26 protein-coding genes and 3 tRNA genes are annotated in these 26236 nt (G+C 66.5%); 6 read left to right on the plus strand and 23 right to left on the minus strand.

Going from position 1 to position 26236, the window contains the following annotated elements; genetic code table 11:
- Positions 1-5: 5 nt before the first annotated feature.
- Positions 6-344 (minus strand): RNA-binding S4 domain-containing protein, encoded by a 339-nt coding sequence (locus tag K7G82_RS24305; RefSeq protein ID WP_222992557.1) that lies wholly within the window; start codon positions 342-344, stop codon positions 6-8.
- Positions 334-2820, minus strand: a complete 2487-nt coding sequence (locus tag K7G82_RS24310) for a helicase-related protein (protein WP_222992558.1) — start codon at positions 2818-2820, stop codon at positions 334-336. Before K7G82_RS24310 ends, K7G82_RS24305 begins: the two co-directional genes overlap by 11 nt.
- A 198-nt stretch (positions 2821-3018) precedes the next feature.
- Here K7G82_RS24310 and K7G82_RS24315 point away from each other — a divergent pair, with 198 nt between their 5' ends.
- Both K7G82_RS24315 and K7G82_RS24320 read left to right on the plus strand, forming a co-directional pair.
- Positions 3019-4557 (plus strand): M23 family metallopeptidase, encoded by a 1539-nt coding sequence (locus K7G82_RS24315; protein WP_246623839.1) that lies wholly within the window; start codon positions 3019-3021, stop codon positions 4555-4557.
- Between the two features lie 52 nt (positions 4558-4609).
- Positions 4610-5431 carry a pyrroline-5-carboxylate reductase family protein gene (locus K7G82_RS24320; RefSeq protein WP_222992559.1) on the plus strand — a complete coding sequence of 274 codons (822 nt, stop codon included), beginning with the start codon at positions 4610-4612 and terminating at the stop codon, positions 5429-5431.
- A gap of 98 nt (positions 5432-5529) precedes the next feature.
- Here the strand turns inward: K7G82_RS24320 and msrB are convergent, their stop codons facing one another.
- The 5 genes from msrB to K7G82_RS24345 form a co-directional block, all read right to left on the minus strand.
- On the minus strand, positions 5530-6015 hold the full coding sequence (gene msrB, locus K7G82_RS24325) for a peptide-methionine (R)-S-oxide reductase MsrB (protein ID WP_246623840.1): 486 nt from the start codon (positions 6013-6015) through the stop codon (positions 5530-5532).
- Between the two features lie 95 nt (positions 6016-6110).
- Positions 6111-7355 carry a cytochrome P450 gene (locus K7G82_RS24330; protein ID WP_222992561.1) on the minus strand — a complete coding sequence of 415 codons (1245 nt, stop codon included), beginning with the start codon at positions 7353-7355 and terminating at the stop codon, positions 6111-6113.
- An 84-nt stretch (positions 7356-7439) separates the two neighbouring features.
- Positions 7440-8705: an ABC transporter permease gene (locus tag K7G82_RS24335; RefSeq protein WP_222992562.1), complete on the minus strand. Its 1266-nt coding sequence runs from the start codon at positions 8703-8705 to the stop codon at positions 7440-7442.
- Positions 8702-9619 (minus strand): ABC transporter ATP-binding protein, encoded by a 918-nt coding sequence (locus tag K7G82_RS24340; protein WP_222992563.1) that lies wholly within the window; start codon positions 9617-9619, stop codon positions 8702-8704. Before K7G82_RS24340 ends, K7G82_RS24335 begins: the two co-directional genes overlap by 4 nt.
- The gene (locus K7G82_RS24345) at positions 9619-10152 is read right to left on the minus strand and encodes a hypothetical protein (RefSeq protein WP_222992564.1); all 534 of its coding nucleotides are present in this window, start codon (positions 10150-10152) and stop codon (positions 9619-9621) included. Before K7G82_RS24345 ends, K7G82_RS24340 begins: the two co-directional genes overlap by 1 nt.
- 95 nt (positions 10153-10247) lie before the next feature.
- On the opposite strand from K7G82_RS24345, the gene queG reads away from it, so the two are divergent.
- Entirely contained in the window at positions 10248-11312 is a 1065-nt protein-coding gene (queG, locus tag K7G82_RS24350; protein ID WP_222992565.1) for a tRNA epoxyqueuosine(34) reductase QueG, read from the plus strand.
- A 6-nt stretch (positions 11313-11318) separates the two neighbouring features.
- Here the strand turns inward: queG and K7G82_RS24355 are convergent, their stop codons facing one another.
- The gene (locus K7G82_RS24355) at positions 11319-11693 is read right to left on the minus strand and encodes a hypothetical protein (RefSeq protein ID WP_222992566.1); all 375 of its coding nucleotides are present in this window, start codon (positions 11691-11693) and stop codon (positions 11319-11321) included.
- Positions 11690-12367, minus strand: coding sequence for an EI24 domain-containing protein (locus K7G82_RS24360; RefSeq protein ID WP_222992752.1), 678 nt, complete (start codon positions 12365-12367; stop codon positions 11690-11692). The genes K7G82_RS24355 and K7G82_RS24360 overlap by 4 nt, the downstream gene beginning before the upstream one ends.
- 107 nt (positions 12368-12474) lie before the next feature.
- Here K7G82_RS24360 and K7G82_RS24365 point away from each other — a divergent pair, with 107 nt between their 5' ends.
- Positions 12475-13476 (plus strand): adenosine kinase, encoded by a 1002-nt coding sequence (locus K7G82_RS24365; protein ID WP_222992567.1) that lies wholly within the window; start codon positions 12475-12477, stop codon positions 13474-13476.
- Positions 13477-13549: 73 nt separating this feature from the next.
- Here K7G82_RS24365 and K7G82_RS24370 read toward each other — a convergent pair whose 3' ends face one another.
- The 7 genes from K7G82_RS24370 to hisB all read right to left on the minus strand — a co-directional run bounded on the left by K7G82_RS24370 (position 13550) and on the right by hisB (position 18789).
- Entirely contained in the window at positions 13550-15091 is a 1542-nt protein-coding gene (locus tag K7G82_RS24370; protein ID WP_222992568.1) for an amino acid permease, read from the minus strand.
- A 102-nt stretch (positions 15092-15193) separates the two neighbouring features.
- Positions 15194-15571 carry a histidine triad nucleotide-binding protein gene (locus K7G82_RS24375; protein ID WP_222992569.1) on the minus strand — a complete coding sequence of 126 codons (378 nt, stop codon included), beginning with the start codon at positions 15569-15571 and terminating at the stop codon, positions 15194-15196.
- Between the two features lie 35 nt (positions 15572-15606).
- Entirely contained in the window at positions 15607-15927 is a 321-nt protein-coding gene (locus tag K7G82_RS24380; RefSeq protein ID WP_222992570.1) for a phosphoribosyl-ATP diphosphatase, read from the minus strand.
- Positions 15924-16724 carry an imidazole glycerol phosphate synthase subunit HisF gene (gene hisF, locus K7G82_RS24385; protein WP_222992571.1) on the minus strand — a complete coding sequence of 267 codons (801 nt, stop codon included), beginning with the start codon at positions 16722-16724 and terminating at the stop codon, positions 15924-15926. The genes K7G82_RS24380 and hisF overlap by 4 nt, the downstream gene beginning before the upstream one ends.
- Positions 16725-16848: 124 nt before the next feature.
- A complete protein-coding gene (gene hisA, locus K7G82_RS24390; protein WP_222992572.1) occupies positions 16849-17580 on the minus strand; it encodes a 1-(5-phosphoribosyl)-5-[(5-phosphoribosylamino)methylideneamino]imidazole-4-carboxamide isomerase in 732 nt (243 codons plus the stop codon).
- The gene (hisH, locus tag K7G82_RS24395; protein WP_343228636.1) at positions 17577-18188 is read right to left on the minus strand and encodes an imidazole glycerol phosphate synthase subunit HisH; all 612 of its coding nucleotides are present in this window, start codon (positions 18186-18188) and stop codon (positions 17577-17579) included. The genes hisA and hisH overlap by 4 nt, the downstream gene beginning before the upstream one ends.
- The gene (gene hisB, locus K7G82_RS24400; protein WP_222992574.1) at positions 18181-18789 is read right to left on the minus strand and encodes an imidazoleglycerol-phosphate dehydratase HisB; all 609 of its coding nucleotides are present in this window, start codon (positions 18787-18789) and stop codon (positions 18181-18183) included. Before hisB ends, hisH begins: the two co-directional genes overlap by 8 nt.
- A gap of 75 nt (positions 18790-18864) precedes the next feature.
- Between hisB and K7G82_RS24405 the strand changes: the two genes are divergently transcribed.
- Positions 18865-19344 (plus strand): SspB family protein, encoded by a 480-nt coding sequence (locus K7G82_RS24405; protein ID WP_222992753.1) that lies wholly within the window; start codon positions 18865-18867, stop codon positions 19342-19344.
- Positions 19345-19422: 78 nt separating this feature from the next.
- Positions 19423-20814, plus strand: a complete 1392-nt coding sequence (fumC, locus tag K7G82_RS24410; protein WP_222992575.1) for a class II fumarate hydratase — start codon at positions 19423-19425, stop codon at positions 20812-20814.
- 39 nt (positions 20815-20853) lie between these two features.
- On the opposite strand, the gene rtcA is transcribed toward fumC, so the two are convergent.
- The 7 genes from rtcA to K7G82_RS24445 all read right to left on the minus strand — a co-directional run bounded on the left by rtcA (position 20854) and on the right by K7G82_RS24445 (position 26009).
- Positions 20854-21867 (minus strand): RNA 3'-terminal phosphate cyclase, encoded by a 1014-nt coding sequence (gene rtcA, locus K7G82_RS24415; protein ID WP_222992576.1) that lies wholly within the window; start codon positions 21865-21867, stop codon positions 20854-20856.
- Positions 21864-22343: a hypothetical protein gene (locus tag K7G82_RS24420; RefSeq protein WP_222992577.1), complete on the minus strand. Its 480-nt coding sequence runs from the start codon at positions 22341-22343 to the stop codon at positions 21864-21866. The genes rtcA and K7G82_RS24420 overlap by 4 nt, the downstream gene beginning before the upstream one ends.
- 173 nt (positions 22344-22516) lie before the next feature.
- Positions 22517-23743, minus strand: coding sequence for an RtcB family protein (locus tag K7G82_RS24425; protein ID WP_222992578.1), 1227 nt, complete (start codon positions 23741-23743; stop codon positions 22517-22519).
- Positions 23744-23794: 51 nt separating this feature from the next.
- A tRNA-Pro gene (locus K7G82_RS24430) sits at positions 23795-23872 on the minus strand.
- A gap of 61 nt (positions 23873-23933) precedes the next feature.
- Positions 23934-24070, minus strand: a tRNA-OTHER gene (locus K7G82_RS24435).
- Positions 24071-24080: 10 nt separating this feature from the next.
- A tRNA-OTHER gene (locus K7G82_RS24440) sits at positions 24081-24219 on the minus strand.
- Between the two features lie 242 nt (positions 24220-24461).
- Positions 24462-26009 (minus strand): vWA domain-containing protein, encoded by a 1548-nt coding sequence (locus K7G82_RS24445; protein WP_222992579.1) that lies wholly within the window; start codon positions 26007-26009, stop codon positions 24462-24464.
- Positions 26010-26236: the final 227 nt, after the last annotated feature.

The raw sequence follows: 26236 nt of genomic DNA on the forward strand, positions 1-26236 counted from the left end.
CCCTGCTATGGATGCGATTCGTCCGCGTCAATATTCCCCGCACTGCTGCAAGTCGTTCTCATTTCGGGAGCCGCGGCAAGGTCGGTGTAGCAGGCCTGCGCTTCGGGCGCGGGTCCACGCCGCACGGGCAGCCTGTCGATCCGGATCGCCCGGACGCGGCCTTGGACGAACAGGCTGACGACATTGCCCACGCGCACGGGCGCATGCGCCCGCTCGATGCGGCGTCCGTCGACGCGGATATGCCCCTCCTCGCACAGCGCCTGGGCCTGGCTGCGCGTCTTGGTCAGCCGCGTGAACCACAGGAAGCGATCGATACGCTGACTGCTCCCCGCATCAGCGGCCATGCGCGACCAGCCTTTCCAGATCGGCGAAAGCGCTGCCGGGACGTACCGCACGCACCGTTCGCGGCTTGACCCGGCCGCGATAGCGCCAGGCCTGCTCGTGCGCCTCGAATCCAAGCAGGCGCATCAATCGCGCCAGCGCGTCCGCGCCCAGCCCCATCGACACCGCCAGCGACGGATCGGGCACGAAGGGGCGTCGGCCATCGCGCGCGTCGTGCGCCGCGCGGGCGATCCGCTCGACCAGGTCGACGCGGAGCGCCTGGCTGCCCAGCATCCGAAAATCCGATCCGGGCGATGGCGCCGCGACGACCGCCGCCCCCGGCGGGGCGGTCAGCGGCATCGCCGCTTCCGCGCGAATCGCGGCCAGGGCGGCACGCCAGCGCATCGCTTCCGGCTTCAGCAGTTGCGCATGAAACAGGTCGAGCGCGCCGATGGTCAAGCCCAGCCTGCGCGCGCCATGACGCCCGGCCTTGTCGAGCGCGCCGAGCGCAGTTTCGAGCGCCGCCCGCTCGATCACGCCGCCCGCCTCGGCCAATGGCGCGAGCAGCGCGCGCAACGGCGGCGGCGTCGCCGGATCGGCGGCGGCCGCCGTCATCCGCACAAGGGGCCGCAGTACATGATCGATCCGCCCGGCCAGCCAGCGATCCAGCCGTGCCGAGACGGCCTTGCGGTCCGCCCCGTCGAGCATGTCGAGCGCGCGATCCAGCCGGAGCCGCGGCGCGAGCAAGGAACGGCCGGCCTGCGGCTGTGCGACGACATGCCCGTCCCAGACGATCGCCGGCCGCTCGCCGGCGAGCGTGATCAGGGTCAGCGCGGCATCCGGCGCATCGGCGAGCAAGCGCGCGCGCCGCGCCAGTTCGCGCCCAAGCCGGCGTTCGGCGACGGCGAGCAGCTTGCGCCGGTCGGCCAGCCGCGCATCGGGCGCCACGCTGAAGCGGAAGCCGACCAGCCGGCCGATCGGTTCGTCATCGACAGACACCTCGCCATCTTCCGCGATCGTCACCGGCATGGCATCGGGATCGCTGCCGATCTCGCGCATCAGCACCGCCGTCCGTCGATCCACGAAGCGCTGGGTGAGCTTGGCATGCAGCGCGTCGGACAATTTCTCCTCCACCGCGCGCGTCCGCTCCGCCCAATGCGCGGGATCGGCCAGCCAATCGTTGCGATGCGCGATATAGGCCCAGGTGCGCGCCGCCGCGATCCGGTCCGCCAGCGTCTCGACATCGCCCTGGATGGTATCGAGCCGGGCGATCTCGTCGGCGAACCAGGATACCGGAACATGGCCGGCGCCTTCGCTCAGATGCCTGAACACCCGCCCGACCAGCCGCGCATGGTGATCGGCGCCGGTCTTGCGGAAATCGGGCAGGCCGCAGGCGGCCCATAGCCGGCGGACCAGTGCGGGCGCGCGGACGCGATCGCGCACCCATGGTTCGTCGGCCAGCCGGCGCAATACCGCCAGGTCCACCGCCTCGGGCGCCGCGCGCAACAGCGGCTCGGTCGGCCGCGTCTCCAGCGCGGCGATCAGCGCGTCGAGGCTCGACAGATCGGGCAGGCCGTCGCGCCAATAGAGATGGTCGAGCGGCGGGAAGCGATGCTCCTCGATCCGTTCGATCTCCTCGGGGGTGAAGGCGATGCCGCCTTCCTCCGCCCCCAATGTACCGAATGTGCCGTCGCGCTGATGGCGGCCGGCGCGGCCCGCGATCTGCGCCATTTCGGCAAGCGTCAGCCGCCTGCGGCGATGGCCGTCGAACTTGGCGAGCCCGGCGAACGCGACATGCGCCACATCCATGTTGAGGCCCATGCCGATCGCGTCTGTCGCGACCAGATAATCGACCTCGCCCGCCTGGAACATCGCGACCTGCGCGTTGCGCGTGCGTGGCGACAAGGCCCCCATCACCACCGCCGCACCGCCCTTGGTCCGGCGCAGCATCTCCGCGACGGCATAGACTTCCTCGGCCGAGAAGGCGACGATCGCCGAACGCGGCGGCAGCTTGGAGAGCTTCTTCGCGCCGGCATAGCTGAGCGTCGAGAAACGCGGGCGGCCGATGATCTCCGCATCGGGCACCAGCGCGCGGATCAGCGGCTTCAGGCTCTCCGAGCCCAGGATCATCGTTTCCTCGCGTCCCCGCGCGCGCAGCAGCCGATCGGTGAAGACATGGCCGCGCGAGGGATCGGCGCCCAGTTGCGCCTCGTCGAGCGCGACAAAGGCGACGTCGCGGTCGATCGGCATGCTTTCCGCAGTGCAGAGGAACCAGCGTGCCTTGTCGGGCAGGATCTTCTCCTCGCCCGTGATCAGCGCCACCTGTTCCCTGCCCTTGATCGCGACGACGCGATCATAGACCTCGCGCGCCAGCAGGCGCAGCGGGAAGCCGATCATGCCGCTGGCATGACCGCACATCCGCTCGACGGCGAGATGGGTCTTGCCGGTATTGGTCGGCCCGAGAATGGCGGTAACCGGCGAACGCGCGAAACGGCTCATACGGCCAAGATCGGCAATCACGCGGCTGTGCGCAAGCACCGGCGAGAAAGATTTGCACCCGCCGACCGATCGGCACGGCCCGCCGCACTTCTTGCAGAAACATACCGGCTTAATTTGACTTTAACCCTCTGCCTTCACAGACATGCTATAGCTCATTGGGAGTCGCGGTGTGCGGGCACCGCTTTTGAGGGGCGCAACTTGTACCAGCGCAACGACCATGGTTTCGGTGACGGAGGGCCTGTCGCGGCCCTGACGCTCGACAACGCGCTTTCGGGAACCGCGCTCTCCCGGCCGTTCGGCCGCAAGGCCCAGCCCGAAGGCCGTTGGAACAAGCTTGAAGCGCGGCTCGCCGATGTCGAGCTGGTTCCCGATCTGGGCGCCGGTATCGGATCGCGCGAATGGTTCCGCGGTCTTGCCACCTGCGTCGTCTTGATTTCCGCCGCCTGGGCGCTTTCGCCCGGCTTCCGTCCGGTCGCCGGGCTCAGCCCGCAGCCGATGAGCCCGGATAGCTGGGACGAAGCCCGCGCCCAGTCGATCGCGCCGCTGGCGCTCGGCGGCGACACCGGGCGCCGCATGTCGTCGACCGACGCGGTCGTTCCGCTGACGAACACGCCCGAACGCCCATCGATCGATCTTGTCGCGACGCTCGGCCAGGGCGACGGTTTCAAACGCGTGCTCGAACGCGCCGGCATCGCCGAGAACGAAGCCGCCAGGGTTTCGGACATGGTCGCCGGCGTGGTCGCGTTGGGCGATATCAAGCCGGGCACGCGCATGGATGTGACGCTGGGCCGCCGCGCCAACCGCAACGTCGCCCGGCCGCTCGACTATCTGGCGTTCCGCGCCCGCTTCGACCTTCGCCTGGAGATTTCGCGCGTCAACGGCGTGCTCGTGCTCAACCGCGTGCCGATCGCCGTCGACAATACCCCGCTGCGCATCCAGGGCCGCGTGGGCGACAGCCTCTATCGATCCGCGCGCGCGGCCGGCGTACCCGGCAAGGCGGTCGAGGCCTATATCCGCGCCTTGGCCACCAAGGTTTCGATCGGCGGCGACGTCCGTTCCGACGACCGGTTCGACATCATCGTCGAACAGGCCCGCGCCGAAACCGGCGAGGTCGAGATCGGCAAGCTGCTTTATGCCGGGCTCGACCAGGGCCGCCGGCGCATCCAGTTGCTCGAATGGACGATCGGCGGACGCACCGAATGGTTCGAGGCGTCGGGCGTCGGCCAGAAGCGCGGCGTGATGGCGACGCCGGTCGCGGGGCGCATGACCTCCGGCTTCGGCATGCGGCGCCATCCGCTGCTCGGCTATTCGCGCCTGCACAAGGGCATCGATTTCGGCGCGCCTTCCGGCGCCCCGATCTACGCCGCCACCGACGGCGTCGTTTCCTTCGCCGGTCGCCATGGCGGCCACGGCAATTATGTGCGCCTCAACCATGTCGGCGGGCTGGGCACGGGCTATGCGCATATGAGCCGGATCGCCGTGGGCGTCGGCACGCGCGTCCGCCAGGGCCAGGTGATCGGCTATGTCGGCTCGACGGGCCTCTCGACCGGTCCGCACCTCCATTACGAACTCTACAAGAACGGCGTCGCGATCAATCCGCGTTCGGTGTCGTTCATCCAGACCTCGCTGCTCGCCGGCGCCGATCTCGCTGCCTTCCGCAGCAAGCTCGGCAAGCTGCTTTCGGTGCGCACGGGCGGCGGCAGTGCGCCGCAACCGGCGCAGGTGGCGGCGCGCTGAATCCGCTCCGGCGGGAATGACAGCGCGCCGAAATTCGCCTATCGGCCTCGCCATGGCTTTTCCCTTCACACCCTCGCGTCCGCTCTGGCTGCTCGGCTGCGGCAACATGGCCGGCGCCATGCTCTCCCGCTGGCTCGAATCGGGGCTCGATCCCGCCGCCGTCACGATCGTCGATCCGATGCGCACCGATGCGCCCGAGGGTGTCCGCCTGTGCGCCGTACCACCGGCCGACGAGCCCGCCCCTGCCGCGCTGCTCATCGGCATCAAGCCGCAGATCTTCATTGAGACCGCCGGCACGATCGACGCGCTCACCGGTCCGGAAACCGTGGTGATCTCGATCATGGCCGGCATCGACGGCGCAACGCTCGGCGATCGCTTCGCGCGGGCCGGCGGCATCGTGCGGCTGATGCCCAATCTGCCCGCGGCCCTGGGCCAGGGCGCCTCGATCCTCCACATCTGCCGCGATGGCGCCAACGCTCATGACGTGGCGGACGCATTGGCGCGACCGCTTGGCCTTGCATTATGGGTCGATCGCGAAGCGCTGATCGATGCCGGTACGGCCGTCTCCGGATCGGGGCCGGCCTTCGTCTATCGCTTCATCGACGCGATCGCCAAGGGTGCGGAGAAACTGGGGTTCGCGCCCGATCAGGCGGCGGCGCTCGCGCTGGCCACGGTGGGCGGGGCGGCGGCGCTTGCCGCAGCGTCGGATGTCAGCCCCGCAACGCTCGCCGACCGCGTCGCCAGCCCCGGCGGCACCACCCGGGCCGGACTCAACATACTCGATGCCGATCAGTCGATCGACTCGCTGGTGGCGCGCACGCTGCAGGCGGCGTCGGATCGTGCCGTCGAACTGGCGGAAATGGCGCGCAACTAGAGCATCGTGCGGAAAAGTGGGAACCGATTTTCCGCAACAACGATGCGATCACAAATATTTAGAGCAGGCTGCGTGATTCGGATTTCGCACAACCTGCTCTAGATCTTACTGGCCACGAACTTCATCGCGGTGCCGTTCATGCAATAGCGCTTGCCCGTCGGGCGCGGGCCGTCGTCGAAGACATGGCCGAGATGGCCGCCACAGCGGCGACAATGCACCTCGATGCGCAGCACGCCCAGGTCGAAATCGCGGCCCGTGCCCACCGCGTCGGGCAACGGCGCCCAGAAGCTGGGCCAACCCGTGCCACTGTCGAACTTGGTCTTCGAAGAGAAAAGCGGCAGTGCGCACCCCGCGCAGACGAAAGTGCCGGCGCGCTTTTCCTTGTCGAGCGGGCTGGTGAACGCCCGCTCGGTATGCGCCTGACGCAACACCGCATATTGGGCGGGGCTCAACCGCTTGCGCCATTCGGCATCGCTGAGCGTCAGCGGAAAGCGCTGCTGGGGCGCCGCCAATGCGCGCAAGCCGAGAAAACCGGCGCCCGCACCCATGGCGACCGCCGATCCGATCAACACGCGCCTGCTCATCACCGCCATCATCGACCGTCTCCGCCGGTCAGATCCACGTTTTTGTTGTCGCATCGCTTTGCGGAAAACCGGTTCCCACTTTTCCGCGCGGTGCTTCAATAACGACTGAGCGTCACCGGCAGTTTCTTATAGCCGTTGACGAAGCAGGCCGGAACCCGCTCGACCGCTCCCGAGACATTCACGCGCATCCGCCGCTTCGCCATCTCCTCCAGCAGGATCGAGATCTGGAGTTCGGCGAGCCGCGCGCCGACGCAGCGGTGGATGCCGTAACCGAACGACAGATGCCGCCGCGCATTCTCGCGATCCACCTTCAGCCGATCGGCATCCTCGAACACGCTCTCGTCGCGATTGCCGGAAATATACCAGAGCGCCAGCTTGTCGCCCTTGGCGATCCTGTGGCCGAACAGCTCGCTGTCCTCCGCCGCCGTCCGGCGCATATGCGCGAGCGGCGTCTGCCAGCGGATGATCTCCGCGGTCGCATTGGCGATCAACCCCGGATCCGCCTCCAGCTTGGCGCGCTCGTCCGGAAACTGGTCGAGCCCATAGACGAGGCCCGACATCGAATTGCGCGTCGTATCGTTGCCGCCGACGATCAGCAGCACGAGATTGCCGATGAATTCGTTCTGCTCCATGTGGCTCATCGCTTCGGAATGCGCCATCATCGAGATCAGGTCCGGCTGGGGCGGCGCGCCGGCCTTCGCTGCCCAGAGCCGCGCGAAATAGCCCGCCATCTCGAACATGATGTCGAGCCGCTGCTTGCGCGTTTCCTCGTTATGGACAAGCTCGATATTGCCGGCCCAGTCCGACCAATAGGGCAGCAGCCGGCGATCCTCCCATGGGAAGTCGAACAGGATCGCCAGCATCTGCGTGGTCAGTTCGATCGAGACGGTATCGACCCAGTCGAATTCCTTGTCCCAGGGCAGTTCGTCGAGCAGGTCGCCGGTGCGGTGCCGGATCGAATCGGCAAGCCGGGCGATCTCGCTGGGGGTGAAGGCGGGAGCGACGGTGCGGCGCTGCTCGGTATGTTTGGGCCGGTCCATCGCGATGAACATCGGCATCGAGAAATTGGCGGTTTCCTTGGGATCGGCCAGCGTGATCCCGCCATATTGCCAGGACGACGAATAGAGTTCGGGCAGCGATTCGACATGAACGATCGGCTTGTAGGTCGAGATCGACCAGTAAGGGCCGAAAGCGCTATCCTCGCAGCGATGGATCGGCGCTTCTGCGCGCAGCCGCCGGAACGGTTCCTGCCAGCGATGTTCGGTATAGAGCTCGGCGCGGCTGACATCGAGCGGATCTGCGGGCGCGAGCGGCGTGGCTGCGGGGGCGAGCGTGGCCATCGGCATTTCTCCTATATCGCGTGTTCATGACCTGGGCGGATGCGATCCGCCCGGGCAACGCGTTGAGTTGCAGAATGCCACTATTTACATCTGTGTCAACGAGTCCGGATCGGCTTCGGCAAGATCTCCGTCGCGCTTGCGCCCGAACAGGAACTTGAAGCCGCCCGAACCCGATTTGAGCACGCCGCGACGGAACAGGCGGGCCGCGACGGTGATGGTAAGCGCCACCCAGAACAGTTGCCAGCCCAGGGCCAGGAGATGCGGCCAAAGCCGCGGATCGGTGGCACCCCGCGCCGCCATCGCGAAGGGGGAACTGAGCGGAAAGATCTGCGCGAAGAAGGCGAGCGTCGATCCCGGCGACGATGCGGCGGCCGAGGAAAGGCCGAACATGCCGACCTGGACGATGGTGATCGGGAGCGACAGCATCTGGATTTCGCGCACCGTCGAGGCCTGGGCGCCAACCCCCAGGAACACCGCGCCGAGCAGCATATAGGCCATGGTGAAATAGGCGGCGCCCAGCAGGAAGAAGAGCGGAAAGCCGATGGCCGGGACCGAGGCGGCGATCGACGCGGCGTCGGGCTGGATCAGGACCGCGCCACCGGCGATCGTGCCCCAAAAGGCGATGAACAGCAGCGCCACCCCGAACATGCCGATCAGCTTGCCGAGGAACACCGCCTCCAGCGGCACCGCCGCCGCCAGGATCTCGATCACCTTGTTGCCCTTTTCCTCCGCCATCATGCCGACGGCCTGACCGGCGAGCAGCAAGGTCAGAAAGAAGATCACGAAGACCGCACCGAAGCCGATGCTCTGGCGGCCGCTGCGGCTGGGCGCCTCGCGCGTGACGGCGGAGATATCGGGATGGCTCAGCCGTTCCCCGGCGACGATGCCGGCCCGATCGTTGCGCAGCGCCTGTTCGGCCAGTTCGGCCAGATAAGGCGCCGAAATCTCGCTGGTCGACGCGCGCAGGATCGTCGGGCGATCGAGCGGCCCGTAAAGCACGGCATAGACGTCGGTCTCCTTGTCCGCCATCAGCGCACGCGCCTGCGCATCGGGATCGGCGGCCGGCGCCAGCACCCGCAGTTCGGCCGGCTTGTTCTCCGACCGATAGGTGGCGCGCAGCGTCGCATCCGCGCGCTGCAGTTTCGCGCCATCCACGGCGGGCACGAGCGCCGCGATCGCCGCCCGCTCGGTGACGTTCGACGCCATTTTCGATGCGCCCAGGCCCCCGACCAGGCCGAAACCGATCATGAAGAGCGGCGCGAGCAGGAAGACAAGGAAGGTCGGCGTCGCCACCGTGGCGACGAAATCGCGCCGTGCGATCACCGCGGTCTGGCGGAACAGGCGCTTCATTCGACGTCCCCGATATTGGCCTGGCCGACGATGCGTACAAAGGCGTCGTGCAGGCCCGGCCGCTCGATCGACAGACCGGCAATGCCATGGCCCCGCGCGATCAGCTTCTCCAGCAACGGCTCCACCCCATTATCGGGCACGATGAAACGCCAGCGATCGTCGCGATGCTCGGCGCCGGGGGGCAGCAGCGCCGCCACACCCTCGCTATCGTTGCGCGGGGTGTAGGTGGCGCGCATCGGCAGCATCGCGCGCGCATCGTCGACCGTGCCCTCGAAGCGCCGCTTGCCGCCGGCGATGATCGCCAGCCGATCGCAGAGGCGTTCGGCATGCGCCATGACATGGGTGGAGAAAAGGATTGTGGCCCCCCGCGCGCGCTCCGCCACGATCAGCGCCTCGAGCCGTTCCTGATTGACGGGGTCGAGCCCCGAAAAGGGTTCGTCGAGGACGATCAGATCGGGGCGATGCACCAGCGAGCCGAGCAACTGGACGAGCTGCGCCATCCCTTTCGAAAGCTTGCGGATCTTCTCGTCCACCGCATGGCCGAGACCCGCATTCTCCAGCAGCGTCGCGGCGCGGGCGCGGCCCTCCTGCCAATCCAGCCCACGCAGCGCACCCATGAACGCGATCGCCTCGCGCGCTTTCATCGCGGGATAGAGACCGCGCTCCTCGGGAAGATAGCCGATCCTGTCGCCCACCGCGCGCGGGCGCGGATTGCCGAAGATGGCGCGCGTGCCGCGATCGGGCTCGATGATGCCGAGCACCATGCGCAGCGTCGTCGTCTTGCCCGCGCCATTGGGGCCGAGCACGCCGTAGATCATGCCCTGCGGCACCGAAAGATCGACGCCGTCCACCGCGGTGCGGCTGCCGAAATATTTGGTGAGCCCCGATGCGCGGACCGCCGGCTGATCGGCCATCAAATCTCCCTGGACGCGTGCCCGCCGATTGACGGTTTGGCCACTCCGCCGGCATAATGGCGGATCGCGGCGATGATCGCCAGCCCGGCGACGAGCAGTGAACAACCGCCGAACAGCCACCATTTGGCCTGGGTCACCAGCGTCTTGGCCGGAATCACCGCCGTATCGCCCTGAAGCATCAGCGCGATCAGCACATTCTCGGTCAGATCGACCAGGATCAGCGCCAATCCGGGCGCCGCGACCAGCAGCTTGTTGCGATCGACCAGCCGTGCCGAAAGATTGGCGAAGCCGCCGCCATAGGCGATCGGATAGATCATATCGAGCGTCAGCGTGATCAGCAGGTGAGTCGAGCGCTGGTCCGCCGTCATCGCCGCCAGCCGCGCCTCGTTCGCCGCCGGATCGGACAGCATGTCGAGCAGCGGCCCGCCAAGCCCCGCGCCAAAATAACCGAACGCCATGCCGACCAGAATCGCCACGGCAAGTAGAAAGATCAGGAAGCGGCCGCTTCCCACATACGAAATACAGGCCTTCATCGTCCGTTTGTGTCCCCACACACATCCGCGATCGGGCGGATCAACCGGCTGGTCTCGAACCGTTGTCGCGTCTTATGCTAGCAAGCGGTTAGTTTATGATAAACAGCGACTTCCAATCCGCCCTGAAAAAGGAAGCGGCCCGGATCGGTTTTGCCGCATGCGGAATCGCGCGCGCCGACGCCGCGCCCGAAAGCGCGGCGCGGCTGCATCAATGGCTGGCGGAAGGCCGGCATGGCGACATGATCTGGATGGAAAGCCGCGCGGCGGAGCGCGCACGGCCGCAGGGATTATGGGCACAGGCGCGATCGGTGATCATGCTGGGCATGAGCTATGCGCCCGGCGCCGATCCGCTTCGACTGGAGGCGGAAGGCGGCATCGGCCGGATCTCGGTCTATGCGCAGGGCGGCGACTATCACGATGTGGTCAAGCGCGCGCTGAAGGAACTCGCGCGCTGGATCGTCGCCAATGCGACGAGCGACGACTCCGCGCCCGAACTCAAGGTGTTCGTCGACACTGCCCCGGTGATGGAGAAGCCGCTCGCGGAAGCCGCCGGGATCGGCTGGCAGGGCAAGCACAGCAATCTCGTCAACCGCGCGCATGGCAGCTGGCTGTTCCTGGGCGCGATCTATACGACGCTGGAACTGGCGCCCGACGCGCCCGGCGGCGGCCGCTGCGGATCGTGCGACGCCTGTCAGCGCGCCTGCCCGACCGATGCCTTTCCGGCACCGTATCGCGTCGATGCGCGGCGCTGCATCTCCTATCTCACGATCGAGCATAAGGGGCCGATCCCGGAGGAGTTCCGCGCCAGGCTGGGCAACCGCATCTATGGCTGCGACGATTGCCTGGCGGTCTGCCCCTGGAACAAGTTCGCCGCCGCCGCCGCCGCCAATCGCGCCTTCCTGCCGCGCGCGGAACTGGCGGCGCCGGCGCTCGCCGATCTGCTCGCGCTCGACGATGCCGGTTTCCGCCAGGTCTTCGCGGGCTCGCCGATCAAGCGGATCGGCCGCAACCGCATGGTGCGCAACGCCGCGATCGCGGCGGGCAACAGCGGCGACCCGGGCCTGCTCGAGCGCCTGTCACCCTTGACGGAGGACGAGGATGAAGCGGTGGCCGACGCCGCGCGCTGGGCGATCGCGAGGTTGGCTTGCGATCCGGCTTGAACTGCTTCAGCGGCGCGCGAACGAGGCGACGCACGACGCGCGATCGACGTCCGAACCGTCGAGCTGGCGTGCGTCGACATAGGTGACCACCGGTTCCTGCCCGTTGCGGCGCGCATAGAGATAGGCGTCGAGCACGCAGACGCCGCTGCCGAACTGGAGCTTGCGGCCATTGGCCTCCCGCACATCCTGATCGGGGCGGCCGAACATGCTGGTCAGCGACTTGGCGGTCTGCCCCATCACGCGTTCCAGTCCCGCCGTCGGGATCGGCGCCGGGCGAGACGGCGGGGGCACGGGCGCCGCAACCGGCCGGACCGGGGCGCCGCCGCCACATCCCGCGAGCAGCGCCAACATGGCGCCACAGGCCCAGCGGGCTATCCTCATTCATCCCTCCCGTGAAACAGATGCGTCGCCATCGCCGCTCCCAGGATCGGCGCCAGCAGACCGGCGACAGGAACCACGAACAACCCGGTCACGACAAGCCCCAGCGCGAAGCGGCTGGTTCGCGTCGTCCCGAGCCAGCCCCGGATCGCCGACGAATCCATGTGGCGGGCGGCGACCATCTCGCCCAGATCGCGGCCGAGCAGCAGCGCGTTGACCACCACGAACAGCGCGACGGTGCCGATGCCGGTGACGAGCAACGCCAGATAGACGGGCAGCGCCAACAGGTTGAACAGCAGCGCACGACCGGCCGAGGCCAATCCCATATGCACGGTCCGCGCGAGCGAAACCGGGCGCGCACGCGCCAGCGCTTCGGGATAGTGCCGCCGCTCGACCGCCTCGACCACCGCATCGGCGAACAGGCCGATCACCGCAACGGCGACGACGCGGAACAGCAGCCAAGCCGAGATCACTGCGATCATCGCGGCGCCGGCCGCGACCGCGAAGCCGCCATTCGCACCCCACCCCCATGATGCGGCCAGGCTGGTCACCGCCCACCAGAACGCCGCGCCGAGGAGAATGACGATGGCGAGCGTGGCGGCCAGGCTTTTCCCCAACACCTTCAGGATCGGCGGATCGGCGAGCTGACCGAGCGAAGACAGGAAAGCACGAAGCATGACAGAGGGATGCGGCATCATGGCCGCCCCCGTCAACGTGCGGTTGCACCGGTCACCCTCCCTCACTAGAGGCCGGAAAATATACGCATCGCGCAGGAGTTTTCGAATTGAGCCAGCCCAGTCATGACATCGTCGCCATCGGCAACGCGATCGTCGACGTGATCGCCCGCGCCGACGATGGCTTTATCGCGCAGGAAGGGCTGGCCAAGGGCTCGATGCAATTGCTCTTCACCACCGAAGAAGCGGAAGCGCTCTACGCCAAGATGGGCGCCGGCCTGGAAGCGAGCGGCGGATCGGCGGCCAACACCGTCGCCGGGCTCGCGGCGCTCGGGCGCAAATGCGGTTTCATCGGCCAGGTCGCGCCGGATCAGCTCGGCGCGGTGTTCGCGCACGATATCCGCGCGCAGGGCGTCTCCTTCACCACCGAAGTCCGCGCCGAAGCCGAACCGCCGACGGCGCGCTGCCTGATCCTGGTGACCCCCGATGGCCAGCGCACTATGAACACCTTTCTGGGAGCCTCGCAGTTCCTGCCGGCGGCAGCGCTGGACGAGGCGCTGATCGCCGATGCGGCGATCCTCTATCTCGAAGGCTATCTCTGGGATCCCGAGGAACCCCGCGCCGCGATGCGCAAGGCGATCGCGATCGCGCGCGGCGCCGGCCGCAAGGTGGCGTTCACCTTGTCCGACACCTTCTGCATCTCGCGCCATCGCGCCGATTTCGTGAAGCTGATCGAGGATGGCGATATCGACATCCTGTTCGCCAACGAGGCTGAGATCACCGCGCTGACCGAACTCGACGATTTCGAGGCGGCGGTGGCCAAGGCGAGCGCGAGCGTGCCGCTGCTGGTGGTGACGCGCAGCGAGAAGGGCGCGATCGCGATCAAGGACGGCGCGCGCTTCGCGGCGCCGGCCGAACCGATCGACACGGTCGTCGACACCACCGGCGCCGGCGACCTGTTCGCCGCCGGCTTCCTGGCCGGGCAGGCCGAGGGCCGCTCGGTCGAGGACAGCCTGACCATGGGCGCGATCTGCGCCGCCGAGATCATCTCGCATTATGGCGCCCGTCCCGAGGCCGATCTCAAGGAACTGGTGACGAAGCGCTTTGGCTGAAGTCAGCACAGTTCGGTAAAGCAAAAAAAGGGGAGGCCGAGGCCTCCCCTTTTCTTTTTGCGTTCAAGCCCGATCAGAATTTGGGAACGGGCGGGACCGGCTGCTGCGGCGTGTCGGCATCGGTTTCATGCACTTCGTCATGGCCCAGGCCGACATGGCTCCGGCGACGGCCGTACAGGAAATAGACGACAAGGCCGATCGCCGCCCAGCCGAGGAACATCAGCTTGGTTTCATGACCCAGGCTGATGAAGAGATACATGCAGCCCGCAACCGCGATCGGTGCGGTGATGATGACGGCAGGCGTGCGGAACGGACGGCGGCGGCCAGGATCGGTCCGGCGCAGGATCAGAACCGCGATCGACACGGCGGCAAAGGCGAACAAGGTGCCGCTGTTCGAGATATCCGCCAGCTTCCCGACGGGGAAGAAAGCGGCGAACAGCGCGACGAAGACACCGGTCAGGATCGTGATCACGTGCGGCGTGTGGAACTTCGGATGGATCTTCGAGAAGACCGGCGGCAGCAGGCCATCGCGGCTCATGACGAAGAAGATGCGGGTCTGGCCGTACATCATCATCAGGATGACCGAGGGCAGCGCCAGGCCGGCGGCGAGGCCGATCAGGTTGCCGATCTGCGGCCAGCCGATTTCACGCAGCGTCCAGGCCAGCGCTTCCTTCGAGCAGACCACCGCTTCGCTGCCGGTGCTGGCGGCATGCGCGACGCAGGCCTTGGCGAGGTCGGTGCTGCCCGGGGGCAGCGCGGCGCCGTCGGGGCCAAGCAGCGGCTGCGCACCGACGCTGCCGATCACGCCAGACGCGACGAGCAGGTAGAAGATGGTGCAGATGGCGAGCGAGCCGATCAGGCCGATCGGCATGTTGCGCTGCGGATTCTTGGTTTCCTCGGCAGCGGTCGAAACCGCGTCGAAGCCGACATAGGCGAAGAAGATGGAGGCTGCGGCCGCCGAAACGCCGGCAAAACCGAGCGGCGAGAAGGGCGTGAAATTCTCCATGTTCATCGCGGGCAGCGCCAGGATGATGAACAGCGTCAGCGCGGAGACCTTGATCGCGACGAGGACTGCGTTGACGAACGCGCTTTCCTTGGTGCCGATCACGAGCAGCCAGGTGACGAGCCCGGCGATCGCCATGGCGGGCAGGTTGACGATACCACCGTCATAAGGCCCGCGTACCAGCATATCCGGTATGTCTATCGAAAAGGCGTTTTCTATCAGCCCGACGACATAGCCCGACCATCCGACCGAGACGGCGCCCGCCGCCACGGCATATTCGAGGATCAGGGCCCAGCCGACCATCCAGGCGATCAACTCGCCCATCACGGCATAGCTATAGGTGTAAGCGGAACCGGAAACCGGCACCATCGCCGCCATTTCGGCGTAGCAGAGTGCCGCGACCGCGCAGACCACGCCGGCGATGACGAAGGAGAGCATCATGCCCGGCCCCGCCTTTTGCGCGGCTTCGGCGGTCAGCACGAAGATGCCGGTTCCGATCACGGCGCCGATGCCGAGCATGGTGAGCTGGAAAGCCCCCAGCGAGCGCGTCAGCGATTTTTTCTCGGCGGTTGCAAGAATTGCATCGAGTGACTTGATGCGCCCAAATATCATCAATGATTCCCCCACGCCTTTATCAGGCGCTTTCCTCGTGGTTGTGATGGCGGCGGAGCCTAGTGGCTAATGACCTGAGCGCAATAGTCTATATGGCATAGCCTATCGCGCGATCATCAGCCCCAGCGGCTTGCCTGCGAAGATATGGATATGCAGGTGCGGAACCTCCTGCCCTCCATCCGCGCCGATATTCGCCAGCAGCCGGTATCCCGGCTCGACCATACCGGCTTCGCGCGCGACATGGCCGACCGCGCGAATGAAGCCCGCAATCTCCGCGTCCGAAGCCTTGGCGGAGAAATCGTCCCACGAAACATAGGCTCCTTTCGGGATCACCAGGATATGATGGGGCGCTTGCGGATTGATGTCGTGAAAAGCGAGCGCGTGATCGTCTTCATAGACGGTCCGGTTCGGGATTTCCCCACGCAGGATCTTCGCGAAGATATTCTGGTCGTCATAGGGCCGGGTGACGTCGATCGGCATGTTCGGTCCTTATGTTTTCGATCGCTCTCTGGCGATCAATCCTTCGGGCGCGCCGCTTTTTCCGCCAGCCCCGAAACGCCCTCGCGCCGGTCGAGCTCGGCGAAGACGTCGGCGAAGGACAGATCGAGATCGGCGAGGAGCACGGCGAGATGGAAGATCAGGTCCGCCGCTTCCGAGGTGACCCCCGCGCGGTCGTCCGCGATCGCAGCGATCACGGTCTCCACGGCTTCCTCGCCGAGCTTCTGCGCCATCTTTGCGCGGCCCTTGGCGGTCAGTTTCGCGACATAGGATGTATCGGGATCGGCGGCGCGGCGCGCGCGGATCACCGCTTCCAGCCTGTCGATCGCGTCGCTCATGCCCGTGCGTCTGCCGCGATGCGCGCATCATGTAAAGGCGCGCGCACCGGAATCCCGGCCGCGGCAAGCGCCGCGTGCGCCTCGGCGATGCTGTGCTGGCCGAAATGGAAGATCGAAGCGGCCAGCACCGCGCTGGCATGACCCTCGACGATGCCGGCCACGAGATGGTCGAGCGCGCCGACGCCGCCGCTGGCGACGACGGGCACCGTCACCGCATCGGCGATGGCGCGCGTCAGCGCCAGATCATAGCCGTCGCGCGTGCCGTCCCGGTCCATCGAGGTGACGAGCAGTTCGCCGGCGCCGAGTTCGGCCAGGCGGACCGCGTGTTCGAGCGCGTCGATCCCGGTTTCGCGCCGGCCGCCATGGGTGAAGATCTCCCAGCGGCCGGTCGCCACCTGTCGCGCATCGACCGATGCGACGACGCACTGGCTGCCGAAACGGTCGGCCATGTCGGCGACGAGTTCGGGCCGCGCCACCGCGGCGCTGTTGACCGCCACCTTGTCCGCGCCGGCCAGCAGCAGCGCGCGGGCATCCTCCGGACTGCGCACGCCACCGCCGACGGTGAGCGGCATGAAACAGACCTCGGCGGTGCGGCGGACCATGTGGAGCAGCGTGCCGCGCCCTTCGTGGCTGGCCGAGATATCAAGGAAGCAGAGTTCGTCGGCGCCCGCCGCGTCATAGGCGCGCGCAGCCTCCACCGGGTCGCCCGCATCGCGCAGATCGACGAAATTGACGCCCTTGACGACGCGGCCGTTCGCCACGTCGAGACAGGGGATGACGCGGGCGCGGACAGTCATGCGCGAAGACCCGCCCCATCCCGTTCGGGCTGAGCCTGTCGAAGTCCTGTTCTTGTCTTTTGTTCCGGCGCCAAGGAAGGACAGGGCTTCGACAGGCTCAGCCCGAACGGATTCGGGAAACAGATCATACCCGCGCGACCGACAATGCCGCCGCCAGATCGAGCCGCCCGTCATAAAGCGCCCGCCCGGTGATCACGCCCTCGATGCCATCGCGCGCATGGATGGCGAGCATCCGGATGTCGCCGATGCCGGCGACGCCGCCGCTGGCAATCACCGGAATGTCGCAGCTCCGCGCGAGATCGACGGTCGCCTCGACATTGCAGCCCTTGAGCAGGCCGTCGCGGCCGACATCCGTGAAGAGCAGCGCGGCGACGCCGGCATCCTCGAACCGGCGCGCCATGTCGACCGCCGAAACCGTCGAGACATCCGCCCAGCCCTTGGTCGCGACCATGCCGTCGCGCGCATCGACGGCGACGACGATACCGCCCGGGAAATCCTTCGCGGCGGTACGCACAAGCTCCGGATTTTCGAGCGCGGCGGTGCCGATCACGATGCGCGAGACGCCCAGATCGAACCAGCGCTCGATCGCCGCCCGGTCGCGAATGCCGCCGCCCAATTGCACATGGCCGGGAAAACGCTCGACGATCGCCTTCACCGCCTCGCCATTGACCGACTGGCCGGCAAAGGCGCCGTCGAGATCGACGACATGGAGATGTTCCGCCCCCGCATCGGCGAACAGCATCGCCTGCGCGGCCGGATCGTCGCCATAGATGGTGGCGCGATCCATGTCGCCTTCGGCCAGGCGGACGACCTGGCCGCCCTTCAGGTCGATCGCGGGAAAGACGATAAGGCTCATGGTTTCCAGTCCAGAAAACGTTCGAGGAAGCTGAGCCCGTAACGCTGGCTCTTCTCGGGGTGGAATTGGACGCCGATCATCGTGTCGCGCCCGATCGCGGCGGTCACCGGGCCGCCATGGTCGGTCAACGCCAGCACGTCGGTGCCTTCAAAGGCGAAACCGTGCAGGAAATAGGCTTCGCCGGCTTCCAGCAGCGTATGGCCGATCGTCGGCGAGACGCTGTTCCATCCCATATGGGGCACTTTCAGCGCGGGATCGGCGGGAGCGAGCGCGGACACCGTGCCCCGGATCCAGCCGAGCCCCGCATGCCCGCCCAGTTCCTCGCCATGGTCGGCCATCAGCTGCATGCCGACGCAGATGCCGAGAAAGGGCCGTGCATTGACGCGCACCGCATCCTCCAGCGCCTCGCGCATGCCGGCCACGGCGTTGAGCGCCGTGGCGCAGGCGGCATAGGCGCCGACGCCGGGCAGCACGATCCGATCGGCGGCGCGCACGATCGCGGGATCCGCGGTCACCACGACACCCTCGGCGCCCGCCGCCTTCAGCGCGTTGTGAACCGAATGGAGATTCCCCGCGCCATAATCGATCAGCGCGACGGTCTCAGTCACCGGTGGCCGAGCCCCCGAGCGTACCCTTGGTCGAGGGAATCGCATCGGCCTTGCGCGGATCGATCTCGACCGCCTGGCGCAGCGCGCGCGCCAGCGCCTTGAACGCGCTTTCGATGATATGGTGGTTGTTGCGGCCGTAAAGCGCCTCGACGTGCAGCGTGATGCCGGCGGCGCCCGAAAAGGCGTGGAACCAGTGCTCGAACAGCTCGGTATCCATCTCGCCCAGTCGCGGCTGGCTGAACGCCGCCTTCCAGACCAGGAAGGGACGGCCCGAAATGTCGATCGCAGCGCGGGTCAGCGTCTCGTCCATCGGCGCATAGGCGGTGCCGTAGCGGGTGATACCGCGACGGTCGCCCAATGCGCGGCTGATCGCCTCGCCGATCGCGATTCCCGAATCCTCGGTGGTATGATGCTGGTCGACATGCAGATCGCCGACGATCTTCACATCGAGATCGATCAGCGAATGCCGCGAAAGCTGTTCAAGCATGTGATCGAGAAAGCCGATCCCGGTCGAAACCGTATAGACTCCGGTGCCATCGAGATTGACGGTGACGTCGATCTCGGTCTCCTTGGTCTTGCGGGCTATGGTCGCTGTGCGCATGATGCGCCCCTATAGCGCGCCGGAATGCTGGCGCAATCACTTGACCAGCCGCGCATCAGCGTTCACCACGGCGCGATGAGCGACGAAACGCCCGACAGCCTGATTCCCTATGACGAGATCGTGCAGGAAGCGCTGCGCGCCGTCGTCGGCCGTGTGCTGGGCGAAGTCGAACGATCGGGCGGCCTGCCCGGCCAGCATCATTTCTACATCACCTTCAAGACCGGCGCGCCCGGCGTGGACATTCCCCGCCATCTGAGCGAGCGATTCCCCGACGAGATGACGATCGTCCTGCAGAATCGCTTCTGGGACCTGAAAGTGGCCGAAGACGGCTTCGAGGTCGCGCTGAGCTTCAACCAGGTGCCCGCGCATCTCGTGATTCCCTTCGCGGCGGTGACGGGCTTCCACGATCCCGCCGTCAATTTCGCGCTGCAATTCCAGGCGCAGGGCGACGAAGCCTCCGACGCCGAGCACGAAGCCGAGAACGACCGCCCGGTGGCGGTGCCGGTCGAGGACGGATCGAACGTCGTCACCGTGGATTTCGGGCGGAAGAAATAATCCGCGCCGGCCTCTTCGGGGCTGGCATATCCTTTCCGTAAACGCCATTTGCCCTCCGCAGCCACGACGGAGGATGGAATGACGGCCACGCGCACCGAAACCGACAGCATCGGCGCCATCGCGGTGCCGGCCCAGGCCTATTGGGGCGCGCAGACCCAGCGATCGATCGAGAATTTCCCCTTCGGCGAGACCGAGCGGATGCCGATCGGCATCGTCCATGCCCTGGCATTGGTGAAGCAGGCGGCGGCGCGGGTGAACCGTGCGCACGGCCTGCCGGGCGAGATCGCCGACGCGATCGAGTCGGCGGCTGCCGAAATCGTCGCCGGCGATCATGACGACCAGTTCCCGCTCGTGATCTGGCAGACCGGATCGGGCACGCAATCGAACATGAATGTCAACGAGGTGATCGCGGGCCGCGCCAACGAACTGCTGACGGGCACGCGCGGCGGCAAGAGCCCCGTCCATCCCAATGATCACGTCAATATGGGCCAATCGTCCAACGACAGTTTCCCGACCGCGATGCACATCGCCGCCGCGCGCGCCGCAACCACGGCGCTGATGCCCGCGCTCGCGCGGCTGCACGACGCGCTCGATGCCAAGGCGAAGGCGTGGGACCATATCGTCAAGATCGGCCGCACCCATTTGCAGGACGCGACCCCGCTGACGCTGGGCCAGGAATTTTCGGGCTATGTCAACCAGCTCTACCGCTGCCGCAACCGGATCGAGCCGGCGGTGACGCACGGCATGTGCCAGCTCGCCCAGGGCGGCACCGCCGTCGGCACCGGGCTCAACGCGCCGGCGGGCTTCGGCGCGGCGATCGCCGCCGAACTCGCGGGCCTGACCGGCCTGCCCTTCTTCACCGCCGAGAACAAGTTCGAGGCGCTGGCGTCGAACGACCCGATCGTCCATCTCTCCGGCACGCTTTCGACGCTGGCGGTGGCGCTCACCAAGATCGCCAACGATATCCGCCTGCTCGGATCGGGGCCGCGATCGGGCATCGGCGAACTGATCCTGCCCGCGAACGAGCCGGGCAGTTCGATCATGCCCGGCAAGGTCAATCCCACCCAGTGCGAGATGCTGACGATGGTCGCGGCGCAGGTGATCGGCAACCATCAGGCGATCACCGTGGGCGGCCTGCAAGGCCATCTGGAACTCAACGTCTTCAAGCCGATGATCGGCGCCAACCTGTTGCGCTCGATCCATCTGCTCGCGGTCGGCATGGAAAGCTTCGCCGAACGCACCGTCGACGACATGGAAGCCGACGAGACGCGAATCGCCGAACTCGTCGATCGATCGCTGATGCTGGTCACCGCGCTCGCGCCCGAGATCGGCTATGACAATGCCGCGAAGATCGCCAAGCACGCGCATCTGAACGGGCTGACGCTCAAACAGGCAGGATTGGCGCTCGACCTTGTCGACGACGAGACCTTCGACCGCCTCGTCCGCCCGGAAACGATGATCGGGCGATAAGAGAATCTCCCCTCCCGCGAGCGGGAGGGGAAAACACGATCACCGCACCGTCATCAGATGCGCGCCCGATTCGACCTGCTCGAACACGCACCGCCGCCCAAGGAAACGCTCGATGATGTCCGCCGCGGTCAGCGCGTGCTGGCTCGGCTTGACCGTGGTGAAGCTGCCGCCGCCCGCCAGCGCGAAGGGCAGCAGCAACTGATCCGCCAGATAGGGTCCGGCAAAGGCGTCGCTCGCCAGATACCCCTTCATGCGCGACGCCGCGGTCTTGGCGACCGTTTCGGCGGTAACGCCGAGCTTGCCGAAACCGCTGACGATCTCGGTCACATGTTCGAAGCCGGCCTCGAGCAGCAGGATATTGCCCGGCCCCTGCTCGGCGGGAAGCTCACGTACCGCGAAAACCGCTTCCGGCCAGTTGAGCAGCTTGCGCGCCGCTGAAAGCTCACGCTGGGCGATCTCGAACGGCAGAGCCGCGAACAGTGCGGTCGCCGCGCGGTGCAGCGATGCGCCGCGCGACAGGCAATCGATCGGCGACAGCGGCGCCGGCGTGATCTCCACCTCGATCCGGCCGCCGCCGCGCGGATAAAAGCCATGCCGCGCCAGCCGCGCCTCGACATGCGGGCCCATGCGGTTGACGATCGGCAGGAAGCTGCGTTCGATGAAATCGAACGGCGGCGCGAGCATGTTATGCGTGCCGCCTTCGAGCACGATCCGCGACGGCCCGTCCGCCAGCATCAGCGGCGGCAGGATCGTCTGAAGCACCAGCCCCGTGCTGCCGGCGGTGCCGACCGAAAAGCGATATTCGCGGGGCGCGACGCGGCCCGGGCGGAAGGCGATTTCGGATGCACCGACCGCCAGCCCCTCGCATTCCGCATTGCCGAGCGTGCAGGCCGCCTCGATCGCGGTGACATGCTGGCGCATCAGGCCGGGCTTCTCACGCCCGCCGCGTATATTGACGATGCGGAACGGCTGGCCGGTGACGAGCGACAGCGCGCATGCATTGCGCACCACCTGTCCGCCGCCTTCGCCCTCAGATCCGTCGATGATGATCATTGTCTGTTTTCCAAATGATAATTGATGTCGGGCATCCACCAGAACATCCAGGGATCGGCCTTCCGATCCTCCGAAGTGCGGACATCGAAATCGCCACCGCCCTTCTCGACCAAGGCGAAGGCCGAAGACAGCTTGTGTATCCGCCGATCACCCACGGTCATGAGCAACCGCTCATCCTCGGCCGCGAGATGCAAATCTTCGAAATCGGGCAGATACGAGATCCGCAATCTCTTGAAGTGCACCTCGATCTTCCGGCCAGCGTTCGGCACGCTCAAAATTGCGCCGGTGACAGGCGCAAGCCCAAACTTCCGCGAACATGCTTCACCTCCCTGCATACAATCGAGCAGCCTCCTCAGCGAGCGGCACCCCACCGGATCCGCGGCGAGATGCCAGCCTCGCCAGTTTCGCCCAGGATCGGCATAACGCCATATGCAGAGGCGCCCGTCCGGGTGCCATTCCTTGACCCAGTCTCTCATGGTGCCGAACGATGCGCGCGAAGGGAGCGTAGGGCCGATCGACATTCAGTTCAGACCGAGTCGAAAATGGTGGTTTTTCGTGACCCGGAGCGCAGCGTACTTTCTGTACGTGAGCACCGGAAGCGCGGGAAACCGCCATTTGCAGGCCGGTATGGGCTGAATGTCGATCGGCCCTAGCCCTTCACGCACACCACCTGCTTCAGCCTGTGGACGATCTCGACCAGATCGGCCTGCGCGGCCATCACCGCCTCGATCGGCTTGTACGCACGCGGCGTCTCGTCGATCACGCTTTCGTCCTTGCGGCATTCCACCCCGGCCGTGTCGGCGATGTGCTCGGCGAGCGACACTTCCTTCTTGGCCTGGGTGCGCGACATCACCCGCCCCGCGCCATGGCTGCAGCTGTCGAACGATTCGGCATTGCCCAGCCCGCGCACGATGAACGACTTGGCGCCCATCGATCCCGGGATGATGCCCATCACGCCCTTGGCGGCACGCACCGCGCCCTTGCGGGTGACCAGCACATTCTCACCGAAGTGATTTTCGCGCTGGACGTAGTTGTGATGGCAATTCACCGCTTCCAGCTCGGCATCGAATGGCTTGGCGATCTGCTTGCGGAGCGCACGGATGACATTGGTCATCATCATCCGCCGGTTGAGCGCCGCATAATCCTGCGCCCAGCCGACCGCCTCGACATAATCGTCGAAATGATCAGTGCCTTCGGGAAAATAGGCGAGATCCTGATCGGGCAGGTTGATGTGCCATTTGCGCATGTCCTGCTTCGCCAGTTCGATGAAGAAGCTGCCGATCGCATTGCCGACGCCGCGCGAGCCGGAATGCAGCATCACCCAGACGCGCTGTTCCTCGTCCAGGCACAGCTCGATGAAGTGATTGCCCGTGCCCAGCGTGCCGAGATGTACGAGGTTGTTCGTGTTCTTCAGCCGCGGATATTTGTCGGTGATCCGATCGAAGCGCGCGACGAGCGTCGCCCAGGCCTCGACGATTGCCGGGGGCGGATCGCCCCACGAACCCGTGTCACGCTTGCCGCGCCCGACCGATCGGCCATGCGGCACCGCCTGCTCGATCGCCGAGCGGATGGCTTCCAGATTGTCCGGAAGGTCGCTCGCGACCAGCGAGGTCCGTGCCGCCATCATACCGCAGCCGATATCGACGCCGACGGCGGCGGGAATCACCGCGCCCTTGGTCGGGATCACCGAGCCCACGGTCGCGCCGATCCCCACATGCACGTCGGGCATCGCCGCGACATGCTTGAAGATGAACGGCATCTGCGCCGCGCGCGCAAGCTGCGCGCGCGCCTTGTCGTCGACGGGCACGCCGCGCGTCCACATCTTGATCGGCACGCCGCCCTCGACATGCTGGTAATCGTACATCGTCTCGGTCATCGCGACCTCCCATTCAAAATCTGGCGCCCCGCGTACCGCAAGGCGAAAAACTGGTCAGAGCGGCTGGACTCGAACCAGCGGCCTCCGGCTCCCAAGGCCGGCGCTCTCACGCACCTGAGCTACACCCTGTTTGTGCGTCGATCATTGCCGGCGACGAGCAATGGCGAGACATTTCCCTGAGCTATCCGGTTTCCCGGAGGCGGAGTTGAACCGCCGGCCTCCCGCAAGCGGGCGCTCTGTCCTGTAGTCCCGCCGGCATTCGCCGGCGCGCATCCGATGGCGACGAGGATTTGACGGACGTTTCCCGCTCTACCGCTGAGCTACGGACCGATTGACGGCCCGGCGGGATTCGAACCCGCGACCAGGGGATTAAGAGTCCATGTAGTCCGTCAGGCATTCGCCTGGATGCACATTCGTTCACGGCGACGAGTTGGTCGTGAAACAGCCTCATGCTCTATCCACTGAGCTACGGGCTTTCGCCCGGCCGGAATCGAACCGGCGACACTGAAGTCCGTGTAGTTCCACTGGCATTCGCCATGATGTCGACAGGGCCGTGGCGACGAGTTTCGGCGAGACGGCGGTCCTTAAGCTACGTTTCAGCGGCGGGATTCGAACCCGCATCTCCCGTGATCGCATCGCTGCTTTCCCAGGCGCTTTACTCGTCGGACCTGTCTTCTGGTGGATGTAGTCCCGCCAGCATTCGCCACGACCCTGTTGATCAAACCTCCACTTGCTTGATGATGCCGACCCAGTCGCGCGTCTCGCCGGAGACGAAGCGCGCGATCGTGTCGAACACCGCGTCGGAGAAACCCCCGACATTGATGATGTCGGCGCGATCCCGGGCCTGGGTCGTGCCGTAAGGCTGGATGTCGATGCAGACGAGCTTCGCCGCCGGATTCCGGCGCTTCAGCACATCCCATTCGCGCATCGTCGCGGTCGCGCCATAGCGGCTGGCGTCGATCCAGGACTCGTTGTCCGAAACGATCACCACCAGATCCACCGCGGCCTTTTCCGCATTGAGCATCGCCAGCGGCGCCGAAACATTGGTTCCGCCTCCGCCGATCGCCGCCAGCTTCGCCGCATTGACCGCGACGCGGGCATGCGGCGCGAGCGCCAGCGGAACCACCCGCTGTTCGAACGGCATCACCCGCGCCTGGCGGTTGGTCCGCAGCATCGCCGCCGCGACCAGCGCCGCGACATCGATGCACCGCACCTTCGACGAAGCGCCCTTGCGGTACCCCGTCACCGGCGAACTCATCGAACCCGACACATCGGGACAGACGACGATCCGGCCCGGCACCTTGGGCACGCCACGGAGCGAAAGCTCCAGCGCATCCTCGAGCGCCGCCTGGATCTTGAGCGGCACACCCGCATCGACCTGGCCCAATGCCACCATCAACTGATAGGGCATGGGCCGGACCTTGCCGAGCGCCTGCGCGTCGGACAGCCGCGCGGCGACCCTATCGGCCACGCCCTCGACATCGAACGCACCCTTGCGAGCGAGCATGTTGAGGTTCATCCGCAGCGCCTGCCAGCCCATGCGGGCCGCCAGTTCGCCCCATTGTTCCGCGCCGAGCGGAAAAGCAGTCAGCCATTCGAATGGCACCGCCGGCAACGGCAACGCGGGATCGCGCTTCCACGCCTCGAACGCGGCGATCTCGACGGGCAGCGCGGCGACGTCATAGGGACGGCCGATCAGCCAGCCGTAAAAGGCGCGCCGCGCGGCATCCGCCGGCTTGGGGTGGACCATCCTGACGATGTCCGCGAGCGACGGATCGCCGCCGGTGGCGGCCGCCATCAGATCGCGCATCGACGCCTGTTCCAGCCAGCGCTGGACCAGCCGCTTCGGGCGCGAGCCCAGCGAGCTACGGCCGACCTGACCCGAACGCATGATCTGCACGAAGTTGCGCAGCATGCGGCCATTGTCGATCACGCGCCCGAAAACACGGACAGCGAGATCGGGATCGGCGACCGTCAGATACGCGGCCAGCAAGGCCGGCATATCCTTCATCGCACCCGATGTACGGGCGTAGATGGCGGCCTGCGCGACGAAATATGGATCGGCCGCGCGGGCCGCGTCCAGCACATCCGCAAGCTGGCCATCGGCCCGCCCGTAGAAATTGTCGGCCAGCGTGCCGGTCGCCGCGAGCTGGGCAAGCTTCGCCTCCGGCCCATAGGCATAGGCGGGCGCACCCTGACGGTTCACGGCATCCGCGCGCGGCAAAAGCATCGCGACGGCGGAAGCGAAAAGGCTCTTGTTGGCCATGGGCATCTTCCTTGTTCTTGGGGCGGCCGGCCGATTCCGGCCGCCCCTCTGGCTGCACTGTCGGCACCCGCATGACGCGCCGTCCGACATGCTCTTCATCAGCACATGCCGTGCCAGTTCGATCAGCCCCGCCTGAAAATTCTAATATCTATCTGATATAAATTGATATTTATTCCAGTTTCACTGAAACCCGCAAAATCGCGTCAGGCAGCAACTTCCAAAAATCC

This window comes from Sphingomonas colocasiae (genome assembly GCF_019880585.1).
Classification (GTDB): Bacteria; Pseudomonadota; Alphaproteobacteria; order Sphingomonadales; family Sphingomonadaceae; genus Sphingobium_A; species Sphingobium_A colocasiae.

Bases quoted from the DNA above. Each gene is read 5' to 3' on its own strand.
- K7G82_RS24305 (WP_222992557.1), bottom strand. From the start codon at position 344: ATGGCCGCTGATGCGGGGAGCAGTCAGCGTATCGATCGCTTCCTGTGG.
- K7G82_RS24310 (WP_222992558.1), bottom strand. From the start codon at position 2,820: ATGAGCCGTTTCGCGCGTTCGCCGGTTACCGCCATTCTCGGGCCGACC.
- K7G82_RS24320 (WP_222992559.1), top strand. From the start codon at position 4,610: ATGGCTTTTCCCTTCACACCCTCGCGTCCGCTCTGGCTGCTCGGCTGC.
- msrB (WP_246623840.1), bottom strand. From the start codon at position 6,015: ATGAGCAGGCGCGTGTTGATCGGATCGGCGGTCGCCATGGGTGCGGGC.
- K7G82_RS24330 (WP_222992561.1), bottom strand. From the start codon at position 7,355: ATGGCCACGCTCGCCCCCGCAGCCACGCCGCTCGCGCCCGCAGATCCG.
- K7G82_RS24335 (WP_222992562.1), bottom strand. From the start codon at position 8,705: ATGAAGCGCCTGTTCCGCCAGACCGCGGTGATCGCACGGCGCGATTTC.
- K7G82_RS24340 (WP_222992563.1), bottom strand. From the start codon at position 9,619: ATGGCCGATCAGCCGGCGGTCCGCGCATCGGGGCTCACCAAATATTTC.
- K7G82_RS24345 (WP_222992564.1), bottom strand. From the start codon at position 10,152: ATGAAGGCCTGTATTTCGTATGTGGGAAGCGGCCGCTTCCTGATCTTT.
- queG (WP_222992565.1), top strand. From the start codon at position 10,248: ATGATAAACAGCGACTTCCAATCCGCCCTGAAAAAGGAAGCGGCCCGG.
- K7G82_RS24355 (WP_222992566.1), bottom strand. From the start codon at position 11,693: ATGAGGATAGCCCGCTGGGCCTGTGGCGCCATGTTGGCGCTGCTCGCG.
- K7G82_RS24360 (WP_222992752.1), bottom strand. From the start codon at position 12,367: ATGCTTCGTGCTTTCCTGTCTTCGCTCGGTCAGCTCGCCGATCCGCCG.
- K7G82_RS24370 (WP_222992568.1), bottom strand. From the start codon at position 15,091: ATGATATTTGGGCGCATCAAGTCACTCGATGCAATTCTTGCAACCGCC.
- K7G82_RS24375 (WP_222992569.1), bottom strand. From the start codon at position 15,571: ATGCCGATCGACGTCACCCGGCCCTATGACGACCAGAATATCTTCGCG.
- K7G82_RS24380 (WP_222992570.1), bottom strand. From the start codon at position 15,927: ATGAGCGACGCGATCGACAGGCTGGAAGCGGTGATCCGCGCGCGCCGC.
- hisF (WP_222992571.1), bottom strand. From the start codon at position 16,724: ATGACTGTCCGCGCCCGCGTCATCCCCTGTCTCGACGTGGCGAACGGC.
- hisA (WP_222992572.1), bottom strand. From the start codon at position 17,580: ATGAGCCTTATCGTCTTTCCCGCGATCGACCTGAAGGGCGGCCAGGTC.
- hisB (WP_222992574.1), bottom strand. From the start codon at position 18,789: ATGCGCACAGCGACCATAGCCCGCAAGACCAAGGAGACCGAGATCGAC.
- K7G82_RS24405 (WP_222992753.1), top strand. From the start codon at position 18,865: ATGAGCGACGAAACGCCCGACAGCCTGATTCCCTATGACGAGATCGTG.
- fumC (WP_222992575.1), top strand. From the start codon at position 19,423: ATGACGGCCACGCGCACCGAAACCGACAGCATCGGCGCCATCGCGGTG.
- rtcA (WP_222992576.1), bottom strand. From the start codon at position 21,867: ATGATCATCATCGACGGATCTGAGGGCGAAGGCGGCGGACAGGTGGTG.
- K7G82_RS24420 (WP_222992577.1), bottom strand. From the start codon at position 22,343: ATGAGAGACTGGGTCAAGGAATGGCACCCGGACGGGCGCCTCTGCATA.
- K7G82_RS24425 (WP_222992578.1), bottom strand. From the start codon at position 23,743: ATGACCGAGACGATGTACGATTACCAGCATGTCGAGGGCGGCGTGCCG.
- K7G82_RS24445 (WP_222992579.1), bottom strand. From the start codon at position 26,009: ATGGCCAACAAGAGCCTTTTCGCTTCCGCCGTCGCGATGCTTTTGCCG.